This window comes from Cellulomonas fimi (assembly GCF_028583725.1).
GTDB lineage: Bacteria > Actinomycetota > Actinomycetes > Actinomycetales > Cellulomonadaceae > Cellulomonas > Cellulomonas fimi_B.
In genome coordinates, this window is the sequence record NZ_CP110680.1 from 3,728,491 (window position 1) to 3,742,163 (window position 13,673).

The 13,673-nt window shown below is 76.4% G+C and carries 10 protein-coding genes; 6 read left to right on the forward strand and 4 right to left on the reverse strand.

What is annotated here, in order from left to right; translation table 11 throughout:
- Nucleotides 1-2: 2 nt before the first annotated feature.
- Complete coding sequence (locus tag OOT42_RS16790) at nt 3-383, reverse strand: cold-shock protein (protein ID WP_273652293.1); 381 nt, start codon at nt 381-383, stop codon at nt 3-5.
- Between the two features lie 130 nt (nt 384-513).
- Complete coding sequence (locus OOT42_RS16795; protein ID WP_273652294.1) at nt 514-1,761, reverse strand: M20 metallopeptidase family protein; 1,248 nt, start codon at nt 1,759-1,761, stop codon at nt 514-516.
- A 211-nt stretch (nt 1,762-1,972) separates the two neighbouring features.
- Between OOT42_RS16795 and OOT42_RS16800 the strand changes: the two genes are divergently transcribed.
- Both OOT42_RS16800 and OOT42_RS16805 read left to right on the forward strand, forming a co-directional pair.
- On the forward strand, nt 1,973-4,720 hold the full coding sequence (locus tag OOT42_RS16800; protein ID WP_273652295.1) for a helicase-associated domain-containing protein: 2,748 nt from the start codon (nt 1,973-1,975) through the stop codon (nt 4,718-4,720).
- On the forward strand, nt 4,717-6,363 hold the full coding sequence (locus OOT42_RS16805; protein ID WP_273652296.1) for a DNA repair helicase XPB: 1,647 nt from the start codon (nt 4,717-4,719) through the stop codon (nt 6,361-6,363). The genes OOT42_RS16800 and OOT42_RS16805 overlap by 4 nt, the downstream gene beginning before the upstream one ends.
- Before the next feature lie 234 nt (nt 6,364-6,597).
- On the opposite strand, the gene OOT42_RS16810 is transcribed toward OOT42_RS16805, so the two are convergent.
- Complete coding sequence (locus OOT42_RS16810; RefSeq protein WP_273652297.1) at nt 6,598-7,143, reverse strand: hypothetical protein; 546 nt, start codon at nt 7,141-7,143, stop codon at nt 6,598-6,600.
- A 220-nt stretch (nt 7,144-7,363) separates the two neighbouring features.
- Here OOT42_RS16810 and OOT42_RS16815 point away from each other — a divergent pair, with 220 nt between their 5' ends.
- Nucleotides 7,364-9,400 carry a TPM domain-containing protein gene (locus OOT42_RS16815; RefSeq protein ID WP_273652298.1) on the forward strand — a complete coding sequence of 679 codons (2,037 nt, stop codon included), beginning with the start codon at nt 7,364-7,366 and terminating at the stop codon, nt 9,398-9,400.
- Between the two features lie 122 nt (nt 9,401-9,522).
- Nucleotides 9,523-10,299: a PspA/IM30 family protein gene (locus tag OOT42_RS16820; protein ID WP_273652299.1), complete on the forward strand. Its 777-nt coding sequence runs from the start codon at nt 9,523-9,525 to the stop codon at nt 10,297-10,299.
- Between the two features lie 94 nt (nt 10,300-10,393).
- Here the strand turns inward: OOT42_RS16820 and OOT42_RS16825 are convergent, their stop codons facing one another.
- Entirely contained in the window at nt 10,394-11,146 is a 753-nt protein-coding gene (locus OOT42_RS16825; RefSeq protein ID WP_273652300.1) for a type 1 glutamine amidotransferase, read from the reverse strand.
- A 215-nt stretch (nt 11,147-11,361) separates the two neighbouring features.
- Here OOT42_RS16825 and OOT42_RS16830 point away from each other — a divergent pair, with 215 nt between their 5' ends.
- Together OOT42_RS16830 and OOT42_RS16835 are read left to right on the forward strand one after the other, a co-directional pair.
- Complete coding sequence (locus tag OOT42_RS16830; protein ID WP_273652301.1) at nt 11,362-12,090, forward strand: response regulator transcription factor; 729 nt, start codon at nt 11,362-11,364, stop codon at nt 12,088-12,090.
- Nucleotides 12,087-13,670 (forward strand): sensor histidine kinase, encoded by a 1,584-nt coding sequence (locus OOT42_RS16835; RefSeq protein ID WP_273652302.1) that lies wholly within the window; start codon nt 12,087-12,089, stop codon nt 13,668-13,670. Before OOT42_RS16830 ends, OOT42_RS16835 begins: the two co-directional genes overlap by 4 nt.
- Nucleotides 13,671-13,673 lie beyond the last annotated feature (3 nt).

Genomic DNA, 13,673 nt, shown 5'->3' on the forward strand with positions numbered 1-13,673 from the left:
GCTCAGGCCTCGAGGTCGTCGGCGACGCGGCGCAGCAGCGTGGCGTACTGCGTGGCGCGGGCCTTCTCGGGGTAGCGGCCGCGGCGCAGGTCGTTGCCGACGCGGTCGAGCACCTTGATGAGGTCCTCGATGATGACGGCCATGTCGTCCGCGGGCTTGCGCGCGGCCTTCACGACGGACGGCAGCGGGTCGAGGATCTTCACGGACAGCGCCTGCGGGCCGCGACGGCCGTCGGCGACGCCGAAGTCGACCTTGGTGCCGGGCTTGGGCGTGACGCCCGCGGGGAGCGCGGACGCGTGCAGGAAGACCTCACCGCCGTCGTCGTCGGCGATGAACCCGAACCCGCGCTCGGTGTCGAACCACTTGACCTTGCCGGTGGGCACGGCAACCCCTTGTCCTTCTGCGTGACGACGTCCCCTCGACGTCCTGACCCTCCAGGTTACCGGCCCGGGCGCCGCCGGTGCGCCTGCCGGTCGCGTCGACCACCCGGCCGCCGCGCTCCGTCCCGCCCGGTCAGCCCTGCGCGAGCCGGTCCAGCGCGAGCGCGGCGAGCACCGCCGGACCCGTGACGAGCGCGTCGTCCGCGAACCGGGCGTGCGCCGAGTGGTTGTACGCGGCCGTGCGGGGGTCCTCGCCGGCCGGTGTCGCACCGACCGCGACGAACACGCCGGGCACCCGCTCGAGCACGTACGAGAAGTCCTCGGCACCGGGCAGCGGCTGCGCCGCCTCGTGCCACGCGTCGGGCCCGAGCAGCGCCGGGACGACGCGGGCCGCGCGCGCCACCTCGTCGGGCGCGTTGACCGTGACGGGGTAGCCGCGCTGGTAGTCGACGGTGACGGTCAGCCCGTGCGCGGCCGCGACGCCCTCGCACACGCGGGTCAGGCGCTCGGGGACGACCGCGTGCGCGGCCTCGGAGAAGGTGCGGACCGTGGCCTCCAGCCGGGCCGTCGGCGCGATGACGTTGTCCGTCGTCCCGCCGAGGATGTGACCCACCGTGACGACGACCGGGTCGAACACGTCGAACTGGCGCGTGACCATCGCCTGCAGCGCGAGGACGATCTCGGCCGCCACGGGGACCGGGTCGGCGGCGAGGTGCGGCATCGAGCCGTGCCCGCCGCGTCCCTCGACGGCGACGTGCACCGTGTCGGCCGCGGCGAGGATCGTGCCCGGCCGCGACATCACCACGCCCGTCGGCAGCAGCGACGACATCACGTGCAGCGCGTACGCCGCCACCACGCGCTCGCCGGCCGCGTCGAGCACGCCCTCGTCGATCATGACCCGCGCGCCGTGGTCGCCCTCCTCACCCGGCTGGAACATGAGGACGACCGACCCGGCGAGGTCCGCGCGCCGGGCCGCGAGCAGCCGGGCCGCGCCCACGAGGCCCGCGGTGTGCAGGTCGTGCCCGCACGCGTGCATCACGCCCGGGTGCTCGGACGCGAACGGCTCACCCGACTCCTCCGGGACCGGCAGCGCGTCCATGTCGCCGCGCAGCAGCACCGCCGGTCCCGGGCGCCCGCCGCGCAGCACCGCGACGACCGACGACAGCCCCGTGCCCGTCGTGACCTCCAGACCGAGGCCGTCGAGCGCGTCCAGCACGAGCCGCTGCGTGACCGGCAGGTCCAGGCCGATCTCGGGCGCGCGGTGCAGGGCGTGCCGCAGCGCGACGACGTCGTCACGCTGCGCACGGGCGTCCGCGAGCAGGGCCGCGAGCGCGTCGTCGCCGACCGTGCCGGCGGCGGTGGGGTCGAGGGTTCCGGTCACGGCTGACCTCCGGGCGGGAGCGGGTGGACGTCTCGCACGCTAGCGTCCGGCCCGGCACCTCGCCCGGACCCCGCCCGCGTCACGCGACGGCGGCCACCGTGCGTGCCGGTCGTCGTCGCCCGCCCGTCCCCGCCGTCGACGCTCGGCCGAGCGGTGGAGCGCGACCCCGGCCCCCGCCCACCGCGAGGAGGGGGCACGTATCGTGGGACGGATGGCCACGTTCACCGGGTACCTGCGCGCGTGCGGGGACGACGACCTCGTCACGCTCCTGCGCCTGCGCCCGGACCTGGCGTCGCCGTCCCCCTCCACGCTGTCGTCGCTCGCGGCCCGGGCGACCAGCCGGGCGAGCCTCGAGCGGGCGCTCGCGGCGGTCGACGCGGCCGTGCTGCAGGTCGTCGAGGCCGTCGTCGCCCTGGGTGCGGAGCGCCCCGTGACGGCCGCGGCCGTGCGGGCCGCGGTCGCGGGAGACGACACCGCGGCGGCCGCGCTCGTCGACGCCGCGCTCGCCGACGCGCAGGCCCGGGCCCTGATCCACCCCGACGTGCCGGAGCCCGCCGCACGCGCGGGCCGGCGGCGGTCGACGGCCGACGACGCGCCGCTGCACGCGGCCCCCGGCCTCGCGGAGCTGCTCGGCCCGTACCCGGCCGGCCTCGCCCCGGTCGAGCACCACCGCACCGAGACCCACGCCGACGGCCGCGGGTCCGCGGTCCCCGACGACCCGGCCGAGGTCCGGTCGCTGCTGCAGGACGCCCCGGCAGGCGCGCGCCAGGTGATCGACGCGCTGCTGTGGGGGCCGCCCGTGGGCCTCGCCCCGACCAACGCGACCGCGACCGCGGGCGCCGTGCAGTGGCTGCTGCGGCGCGGGCTCCTCGTGCACGGCGACAGCCGGCACGTCGTCCTCCCGCGCCGCGTCGCCCTCGCGCTGCGCGGCGGGCGGACCCACCGCGCGCCCGCGCTCGCGCCCACGGTGCCGGCCGACGCCCCGCACCGCTCCCCCGCGCTGGTCGCGGCCGAGTCGGTCGCGGCGGGCGAGCACGTCGTGCGGCTCGTCGCGCGGCTCGCGCACCTGTGGGAGCACGCGCCCGCACCCGTGCTGCGGTCCGGCGGGCTGGGCGTGCGCGAGCTGCGCCGGGTCGCGACGACGCTCGAGGTCGACGAGGCCGAGGCGGCGTTCGTCGTCGAGCTCGCGGGCGCCGCCGGGCTCGTGGCCGACGACGGCGAGGAGTCGCCGTCGTTCGTGCCGACGCTCGACCTGGACGACTGGGCCGCGCTCGACGTGCCCGCCCGCTGGGCGGTCCTCGTGCGGACCTGGCTGAGCACGCCCCGCACGCCGTGGCTCGTCGGCAGCCGGGACGAGCGCGGTGCGGTCCGCGCGGCCCTCGACCCGGAGCTGCACCGCACGTGGGCCCCGCGCCTGCGGCGCTCGGTGCTGGGCGTGCTCGCCGACGCCGACGGCGTCGCGCTGACCGCGCACCAGGTGCTCGACGTCCTGCGCTGGCGCGCGCCGCGGTCCGTCCCGCCCGAGCCCGCCGTCACCGCGGTGCTCGTCGAGGCCGGTCGACTCGGCGTGCTCGGGGCGGGCGCGCTGTCACAGGCCGGCCGCGCCCTCCTGGACTCGCCCCCCGACGACACGGCCGCGGCCGAGACGTTCGCCGCCGCGCTGCCCCCGGCCGTCGACGAGGTCCTGCTCCAGGGCGACCTCACCGGCATCGTGCCGGGCCGCCCGAGCCCCGCGCTCGAGGCGCTGCTCGACGCGACGTCGCACGTCGAGTCCCGCGGCGGCGCGCTCACCGTGCGGTTCACGCCCACGACCGTGCGCGCCGCGCTCGACGCGGGCGCGACCGCCGACCAGGTGCTCGCGGACCTCGCCGCGCACGCGCGGGGCGTCGTCCCGCAGCCGCTGGAGTACCTGGTCCGGGACGCCGCCCGGCGCCACGGCCGGCTGCGCGCCGGCACGGCGTCGAGCTACGTGCGCGCGGACGACCCGGCCCTCCTCGCGGGCCTCGTCGACGACCCCCGCCTCGCCGACCTCGGCCTCGTCGCGCTCGCCCCGACGGTCCTGGCCGCGCAGGCGAGCACCCGCGAGCTCGTCGAGACGCTGCGCGAGCGCGGCCTCGCGCCCGTCACCGAGGGGCCCGACGGGGAGGTCCTGCACCTCGCGCCCGTCGTGCGACGCGTCGGGCGGCGCGGTGCGGCGGCGGCCCGCCGTCGGGCGAGCGCGGCCGTCGCCCCCACCGGTCCGACCGCGTTCCGCGAGCCGCTGCCCGACGAGCGACTCGCCGCGCTCGTGCCCGAGCTGCGTCGTGCCGACGCCGAGCAGGTCACCGACCGCGTCGCGCGGGCCCGCGACCTCACGCACGGCGGGCGGGAGGCGGTGCACGGGACGGTCCCGGCCCCGGGCGGAGCGTCCGCGACGGGCGGGCCGTCCGCGGCGGAGGCCGCCGGTCCGCGGGGTGCGCGCCCGCGCGGCTCGGACGAGGACGCGTCCGCGTCCGGTCCCGGCTCGGCGGGTGGCGAGGCCGCCGGGTCGTACGCCGGGCGGGCGGCGGTGCGCGCCCGCAGCGCCGCGCCCGCGGGCACCCGGCCGGGCGGCGGTGCCGAGGGCGCCGGTCCGGCGACCGGTGCCCCCGGGGGGCCTGCGGCCGGGACGCGCGCGGGCGTTGTCGTCGGGGGCGAGGGAACAGCGGACCCCGCGGCGGCGTTGGTGCTGCTGCGCGAGGCGGCCGCGGAGCGCTCGACGGTGTGGGTCGAGCTCGTCGGGTCGCAGGGCGTGCCCGAGCGGCGGCTGCTGCGACCGGTGCACGTCGAGGGCGGGCGGCTGCGGGCCGTCGACCCGGCGCGCGAGGCCGAGCTGACGGTCGCGGTGCACCGCATCGCGTCCGTCCAGAGCGCCGACGACGACCCGCCCGGCACCCCGGGCGACACCACTGCCGCCGACGAGGCGAAGGAGACCACGTGACGAACGGCCCGCTGATCGTGCAGAGCGACAAGACGCTCCTGCTCGAGGTCGACCACGACCAGGCCGACGCCTGCCGGCGGGCCATCGCCCCCTTCGCCGAGCTGGAGCGCGCGCCGGAGCACGTGCACACGTACCGGCTGACGCCGCTCGGACTGTGGAACGCGCGCGCCGCCGGGCACGACGCCGAGCAGGTCGTCGACGTGCTGCTGGAGTACTCGCGCTATCCCGTGCCGCACGCGCTGCTCGTCGACGTCGCCGAGACGATGTCCCGCTACGGGCGGCTGCAGCTCGTCCAGCACCCCGTGCACGGCCTCGTCCTGCACGCGCTCGACGCCGCGGTGCTCGCCGAGGTCATGCGGTCCAAGCGGACCGCCGGGCTGCTGGGTGCGCGGATCGACGAGGCCGACGTCGTGGTGCACCCGTCGGAGCGCGGGCACCTCAAGCAGGTGCTGCTCAAGCTCGGCTGGCCCGCCGAGGACCTCGCGGGGTACGTCGACGGCGAGGCGCACGCGATCGACCTCGCGCAGGACGGCTGGCACCTGCGCCCCTACCAGGAGCACGCGGTCGAGTCGTTCTGGCACGGCGGGTCCGGCGTCGTGGTCCTGCCCTGCGGCGCGGGGAAGACGCTCGTCGGCGCGGGCGCGATGGCGCGGTCGTCGACGACGACGCTGATCCTCGTCACCAACACCGTGTCCGCGCGGCAGTGGCGCGACGAGCTCGTCAAGCGCACGACGCTCACCGAGGACGAGATCGGCGAGTACTCGGGCGCCCGCAAGGAGATCCGGCCCGTCACGATCGCGACCTACCAGGTGCTGACGACCAAGCGGAAGGGCGTCTACACGCACCTCGAGCTGCTCGACGCGCGCGACTGGGGCCTCATCGTCTACGACGAGGTCCACCTGCTCCCCGCGCCGATCTTCCGCATGACCGCCGACCTGCAGGCTCGGCGGCGGCTCGGCCTGACCGCGACGCTCGTCCGCGAGGACGGCCGCGAGGACGAGGTGTTCAGCCTGATCGGCCCCAAGCGGTTCGACGCGCCGTGGAAGGACATCGAGGCGCAGGGCTACATCGCCCCCGCCGACTGCATCGAGGTCCGCCTGACGCTGCCCGACCACGAGCGCATGCTCTACGCGACCGCCGAGCCCGAGGACAAGTACCGCCTCGCCGCGACGGCCGCCGGGAAGAACCGGGTCGTCGAGCGGCTCGTCGCGCAGCACGAGGGCGACCAGGTGCTCGTCATCGGCCAGTACCTCGACCAGCTGCACGAGCTCGCGGAGCACATCGACGCCGACCTCATCACCGGCGAGACGACGGTCCGCGAGCGGCAGCGCCTGTTCGACGCGTTCCGGGCCGGCGAGATCCACAAGCTCGTCGTGAGCAAGGTCGCGAACTTCTCGATCGACCTGCCCGAGGCGTCCGTCGCGATCCAGGTGTCCGGGTCGTTCGGGTCCCGTCAGGAGGAGGCGCAGCGCCTCGGCCGGATCATGCGCCCCAAGTCCGACGGCAAGACCGCGCACTTCTACACGGTCGTCGCGCGCGACACCGTCGACCAGGAGTTCGCGGCCCACCGCCAGCGCTTCCTGGCGGAGCAGGGGTACGCCTACTCGATCGTCGATGCGGAGGATCTCGACGTAGCGCAGTAGGTGGTGAGGGCGGCGCCAGCCGCACTCGCCACCTACGGAGCGCAGTCGAGATCCGACCAGAAATACAGGGATCTCGACGTCCCGCAGCAAGGGGTGAGGGGGCCCCGGGCCGCACTCGCCACCTACGGAGCGCAGTCGAGATCCGACCACAAGCACAGGGATCTCGACGTAGCGCAGCAGGGAGTGAGGGCGGTCGCCCGCCGCAGGCTCCCGGTCAACGCGCAGGCGTCCCCGTCAGCGGGTGGCGACGCGGGCGTCGTCGGTGATCCAGGAGAGCCACTGCACCGCCTGGGAGCGCATGAGGTCGGCGACGGAGCGGCCGAGGTCCCAGAGCGCCGGCCCGACGCGTGCCGCGTCGCGGACCCATGCGGGTGCGGACGCCGACCACCACGCCGCGACGGCGTGCCGCTGGAAGGCGAGGCTCGCGGCGACGTCGCACCGGGTGCGGTGCACGGCGCCGACGACGTCGTCCACGACGTGCGCGATGGCGGCGGTGAGGTGCTCGCGGTCGTCGGACGCGTTGGTGCGGGACTCCCGACCGTCGGCGTCGGGCGCGTCCGCGACGACGACCCGGCTCGTCGTGGCGACGCCCGGACCGACCGTGGCCGCGTCCCGGCCGAGAGCGGCCCGCGTCGGGGCACGGTCGACGGGTGCCGCGGCGCGCGTCGGGGCGCGGTCGGCCGTTCCCGCGGCGTGCGCGGGGGCGGTCACGGCGACGAGTCCGAGGAGCGTGAGGACCGCGACGGCGGCGACGTGGCTCGCCCGGCTGCTCCGTGGCACGGCGTCCGCTCCCTGGGTCCGCGCGGGCACGACGATTCCTGTGCGCCCGCTGTGTGCGACGACCCTCCCACCGTGGTGTCCCCGCGGTCAACGTGGCGCGCCGCGCTGACCTGCGACGACGCGCCACGGACGACCTCCGCCGCGGTGGCACCGGTGCGCGGGGAACCCGGACGGGCCGTGCGTCGTTGCGGCGGGTACCACCCTGAGAAAGGATCGTCGCGTGCGTTCCCGGTCCCGCGCGTCGTCGCTCGTGCCCCTCGTCGCTCCCGCGCGCGCGGCCACCGCGCTCGCCCTCGCCGTCACCGCGCTCGTGGTGCCCGCGCTCGTGGCCGCCCCGGCGGCCGGGGTGCCGCTGCGCACGGCGGAGCCGGTGTCGATCACGGCGGACATCACCGACGAGGTCGGCGCGCTGGACGGGTCGGAAGGCGAGGTCCAGGCGGCGCTGGACGAGCTGTCCGACGCGACCCCCTACGACCTGTACGTCGTCTACGTCGCGGACTTCGCGGGGCAGAACCCGGTCGACTGGGCGCAGGCGACGGCCGCGCAGTCCGGGCTGGGCCCGTCGGACTTCGTGCTCGCGGTCGCGACGGAGGCGCGCCGGTACGCGCTGGTCCCGCAGCAGACGGGCGACCTGTCGAGCAGCGAGGTCCAGGCGGCGGCGACGGCCGCCGAGGACCACCTGTCGCAGGAGGACTGGGCGGGCGCGGCGGTCGCGACCGCGGACTCGCTGCGCGCGTCGGCGACGGGTGCAGGCGGTGGCGGCGGGTTCGGCTTCGGCGGGGTGCTGCTGCTCGGCCTCGTCGTCATCGGCGGGTTCTTCGTGCTGTCGGCGTTCCTGCGTCGCCGGCGCGACCGGCAGATCGGGCCGCCCCCTCAGCAGCAGGCCGCAGGGCCGGTCGACGAGCTCGCGGCGCTCCCCACGGCCGAGCTCGACAAGCGGTCGTCGTCGGCGCTGGTCCGCATCGACGACGCGCTGCGCACGTCGGAGGAGGAGCTCGGCTTCGCGCAGGCCCAGTTCGGTCCGGACGCGACGCGCGAGTTCGAGCAGGTGCTCACGGGCGCGAAGCAGCAGGTCACCGAGGCCTTCCGGCTGCGGCAGACGCTCGACGACGACATCCCCGACACCGAGCCGCAGGTCCGCGAGACGGCGACGCGCATCATCCGGACGGTCGCGCAGGTCTCGGCGGCGCTCGACGCGCAGAAGTCGGCGTTCGACCAGCTCCGCGACGTGGAGTCGCGCGCGGGCGACGCGATCGAGGCCCACGCGCGCGAGGCGGCGGCGCTGCAGACGCGCGTCGACACGGCCCGCGCGACCCTCCAGACGCTCCAGGCCCGGTACCCGGCGACGGCGCTCGCGTCGGTCGTGCACAACCCGGACCAGGCGCGCCTGCTGCTCGACGAGACCGGCGCGACGCTCACCCAGGGCCGGGCGGCGCTCGAGCAGGGCGACCGCGCGACGGCGGTCCGGTACGCGCGGGCCGCGGAGGAGGCGCTCGGGCAGGCGCGCGTCCTGCTCGACGCGGTCGACCACGCGGGCACGGACCTCGCGTCGGCGGGTCCGCGGCTCGACGCGGCGATCGCGTCGATCACGTCCGACATCGCCGACGCGCAGCGGCTCGGCCCCGGCCGTCCGGAGGTCGCCCCGCGCGTCGAGGCGGCGCACGCCGCGATCGCCACCGCGCGCACGGCCCGGACGGGCGACGGCGACCCGCTCGCGGCGCTGCGCACGATCACCGAGGCCGAGGCCGCGATCGACGCCGCGCTCGCGCCCCTGCGGGAGGCCCGCGAGCGCGCGGACCGGGCGCGCAGCCTGCTCGACGAGACGCTCGGCCGGCTGCGGTCGGCGCTGCGCGCGACGAGCGACTTCGTCGCGACCCGGCGCGGTGCGGTCGGACCCGAGGCACGGACCCGGCTCGCGGAGGCCGAGCGCTGGTACCGGCAGGCGGAGGACCAGGCCGGGACGGAGCCCGAGGCCGCGCTGGAGTCGGCGCGGCGGGCCGAGCAGCTCGTCGCCGACGCGCAGCACCTCGCGCAGGCGGACGTCGAGCAGGCCGACGCCTACCGGTACCAGAGCACCGGCCAGCGCGGCATGGGCGGCGGCGGTCTCAACGGCGTCGGCGGGATGGTGCTCGGCGGCATCCTGCTCGACTCGATCCTGCGCGGCGGCGGCGGCTGGGGCGGCGGCGGCGGAGGAGGCGGCGGGGGCGGTTTCGACGGCGGCGGGTTCGGGGACGGCGGCTTCGGCGGCGGTTTCTGACCAGCGGGCCCGGACGCCCGGCAGGACGCGCGGACGACCGTCGACCGGACGGCACGGGCGCGGCACGAGCAGCACGACCAGCGCAGGACCAGGCACGACACGGAGCGAGGGAAGGCACGGCGATGACCGAGAAGCAGAGCATCTTCGGGCGGATCACCCAGCTGGCGCGCGCGAACATCAACGCGCTGATCGACCAGGCCGAGGACCCGCAGAAGATGCTGGACCAGCTGGTCCGCGACTACACCGGCTCCATCGCCGAGGCGGAGAAGGCCATCGCGCAGACGATCGGCAACCTGCGGCTCGCGGAGCAGGACTACAACGAGGACGTCGCCGCGGCCCGCGAGTGGGGCGGCAAGGCGCTCGCCGCGTCGACCGCCGCCGACCAGGCGCGCGCCGCGGGCGACGTCGCGAAGGCCGACCGGTTCGACAACCTCGCGAAGGTCGCGCTCGGCAAGCAGATCCAGGCCGAGGGCGAGGTCCGCGAGGCCGAGCCGCTCATCGCGTCGCAGCGCGAGACCGTCGAGAAGCTCAAGTCGGGCCTGGGGCTCATGAAGGACAAGCTCGGGCAGCTCAAGACGCGCCGGGACACGCTCGTCGCCCGGCAGAAGTCCGCGCAGGCGCAGCAGACCGTGCAGACCGCGATCTCGTCGATCAACGTGCTCGACCCGACGAGCGAGCTCGCGCGGTTCGAGGAGAAGGTGCGGCGCGAGGAGGCCTACGCGATGGGGCAGGCCGAGCTCGCGGCGTCGTCGATCGACTCGCAGTTCGCCGAGCTCGAGGCGTCGGGCGCGCAGATCGAGGTCGAGGCGCGTCTCGCGGCGCTCAAGCAGGGCAGCGCGCCCCAGGCGCTCGGCACGACGCCCGTGACGCCGCAGCTGGAGGCCGCGCCCGAGCAGTGACGCGGCGGTCCGCCGCACGGACGACGACGGCCGGCTCCCGGGTGGGGGCCGGCCGTCGTGGTGTCCGGGTCGACGCGGCCCGGGCGCGTCAGGGTCAGGCGGGCGTGCGGTCGTCCGCTCGGGCCACGACCAGACCGGCGAACGTGCGGGCGATCGTCTCCCCCGCGCGGGCGACGGCCCCGTCGTGCTCGGCGGTCGCGGCGTCGACCGCAGCGGTGTCGACGTCGTCGTGCAGCTCCGCCCACGCGTGCAGGGTCGCGGGCGACGCCTCGGGGTGGAACTGCACGCCCCACGCCGTCCCGACGCGGAACGCCTGGTACGGGTACTGGCGGGAGTGCGCGAGCCACGTCGCGGTGCGCGGCAGGTCGACGATCGCGTCCGCGTGCATGCTCGGCATCGGCGTCGACCGGTGGTCCTCGGGGACGTCCGCGTCGACGAGCGCGCCGACGACCGGGTCGCCGACGGCCTCGGGACGCCAGCGGACGTCGACGACGCCCGACTCGCGTCCGGGCGGTGCGGCGACGTGCACACGGCCGCCCGCGGCGACCGCGAGCAGCTGGGCGCCGAGGCAGATGCCGAGCGTCGGGACGCCCGCCTGGACGGCGTCCGCGAGCAGGGTCCGGGTCTCCCGGATGCCGGGCTCGTCGTCGGACAGCGCGGACATCTGGCCGCCGAGGACGAGCAGGCCGTCGAGGGTGTCGGCCGGGCCGGTCGTCTCACCGAGGTCGGCGCGCACGACGCGCACCTCGATGTCGTCGAGCCAGCCGGCGAAGCGGTCGAGCGGCACACCGGCGTCGAGCTGGACGACCGTGAGCACCGGGGCGGTGGGGGGCGTGGCAGCAGTCACGAGGCAGCACCGTACCCGTTGCGCGGCCCGCGTCACCCGGGCCCTGTGGGCCGTCCGGGGCGCCGCCGCAGGTCGGGACGCGACGTGTGCCGCAGGGTGAACCTCGCACGCGGCGTCCGGGCGGGCGGGACGTGGTCCGAGTCCAGCGCGGGCACGGCCCCGCGTACGCAGCGCGCTCCCAGGCGACACCCAGGATCCGGGACCAGACTGGGAGCATGACCGGTGCGCCCGCCCAGCCCGAGGCCCGCCTCCTCGTCGTGGACGACGAGCCCAACATCCGCGAGCTCCTCGCGACGTCCCTGCGGTTCGCGGGCTTCGAGGTGCACGCCGCCGCCGACGGCGGGTCCGCGCTCCGGCTGGCGCGCGACGTCGAGCCCGACCTCGTGGTCCTGGACGTCATGCTCCCCGACATGGACGGGTTCACCGTCACCCGCCGCCTGCGCGAGAAGGGCCAGCACGTCCCCGTGCTGTTCCTCACAGCGCGCGACGACACCGCCGACAAGGTGCAGGGCCTCACGGTCGGCGGCGACGACTACGTCACCAAGCCGTTCAGCCTGGAGGAGGTCGTCGCGCGGATCCGCGCGATCCTGCGCCGCACCTCGCCCGGTGTCGAGCTCTCGTCGAGCGTGCTGCGGTACTCCGACCTCGAGCTCGACGAGGACAGCCACGAGGTCGTGCGCGCGGGCCACCCCGTCGAGCTGTCCCCCACCGAGTTCAAGCTGCTGCGCTACCTCATGCTCAACCCCGGCCGGGTGCTGTCGAAGTCGCAGATCCTCGACCACGTCTGGCAGTACGACTGGGGCGGCGACGCGAACATCGTCGAGTCGTACATCTCCTACCTGCGCCGCAAGGTCGACCAGCTGACCGACGCCGACGGCAACCGGCTGCCGCCGCTCATCCACACCAAGCGCGGCGTCGGGTACCTGCTGCGCGAGTCGACGTGACCGCGTCCTCGCCGTCGCCGCAGGCCTCGCCGCTCGACCCCGACGCGCCCGCCCCGCGACGACCCGCGTCGCTGCGGGCACGGTGGGACGCCGTGCCGCTGGTCCACCGGCTCGTCGGCATCATCACGGTCCTCGTGGGCCTCGGCCTCGTGCTCGCGGGCGTGGTCAGCGCGACCCTGCTCGGCGGGACCATGGTCGGGCAGGTCGACGAGAAGCTCGAGTCCGAGGGGCTGAGCCTCGCGCAGCAGCAGCTCGACTCCCTCACCCCGTTCGGCAGCAGCCTCGCGCCGAGCGACTACTACGTGCGCGTGCAGGTCGGCGGCTTCGAGAACGTCAGCCCGCCGTCGCGGTCCGCACGCCTGCGGTACGGCGTCCCCGTCGTGCCCGACCTCACCGCGGCGCAGGCCACGGCCCGGCGCGGCGAGCCGTTCACCGTCGGTTCGACGACGGACGACTCACGGTGGCGGGTCGTCGCGTACCCGCTGACGGCCGACGACGCGACCGGCTCGGTCGTCGTCGCGCTGCCCCTCGGTGACGTGCAGAGCACCGTCAAGCGCATGGTGCTCGTCCTCGTCGTGAGCGGGGCCGGGATCGTGCTGCTCGGCGCGCTCGCCGGCGCGTGGGCCGTGCGGCGCTCGCTGCGCCCGCTGCGGGAGATCGAGTCGACCGCCGCCGCCATCGCCGCGGGCGACCTGTCGCGTCGCGTCCCGCCCGCGCCCGAGCAGACCGAGGTCGGCCGGCTGTCCGCCGCGCTGAACGGGATGCTCACCCAGATCGAGCAGGCGTTCGCCGCGCGCACCGCGTCCGAGGCGCGCATGCGCCGGTTCGTGGCCGACGCGTCGCACGAGCTGCGCACGCCGCTCGCCGCGATCCGCGGCTACGGCGAGCTGTACCGGATGGGCGCGCTGCGCGAGTCCGCGCAGGTCGACGACACCATGCGGCGGATCGAGGACTCGGCGACCCGCATGGGCGGCCTCGTCGACGACCTGCTCGCGCTCGCGCGGCTCGACGAGAACCGCCCGCTGCGCCGCGAGCCCGTCGACCTCACGGTCCTCGCGGCCGACGCGGTCAGCGACCTGCACGCGCTCGACCCGTCGCGCGCCGCCCGGCTCTTGCCCCTCGCGCCGGGCGCGCCGTCCGGGCCGCACGTCGTGCTCGGCGAGGAGCCGCGACTGCGGCAGGTCGTCGCCAACCTCGTCGGGAACGTCGTGCAGCACACCCCGGCGGGCACGCCCGTCGAGCTCGCCGTCGGCACCGCACCCGACGGGCAGGCCGTCCTGGAGGTGCGCGACCACGGCCCGGGCATCGACCCCGAGCACGCCGCGCGGGTGTTCGAGCGGTTCTACCGGGTCGACGCGTCACGCGGTCGCGACTCGGGCGGCGCGGGTCTCGGCATGGCGATCGTCGCCGCGATCGTCACCGCGCACGGCGGGACCGTGGGCCTCGCCGAGACGCCGGGCGGCGGCACGACCGTCCGCGTCCTCCTGCCCTCCGCACCTGCGGAGGTTCACGAACCGGACCTCCCGGTGTCGCCGGGAGGCTCTACTATGGCGCGTCCTGACCATCGGCGTGAGGCTTGATCC

Excerpts from the sequence above, each read along its gene's own strand:
- OOT42_RS16820 (WP_273652299.1), top strand. The coding sequence starts at position 9,523 with ATGACCGAGAAGCAGAGCATCTTCGGGCGGATCACCCAGCTGGCGCGC.
- OOT42_RS16800 (WP_273652295.1), top strand. The coding sequence starts at position 1,973 with ATGGCCACGTTCACCGGGTACCTGCGCGCGTGCGGGGACGACGACCTC.
- OOT42_RS16830 (WP_273652301.1), top strand. The coding sequence starts at position 11,362 with ATGACCGGTGCGCCCGCCCAGCCCGAGGCCCGCCTCCTCGTCGTGGAC.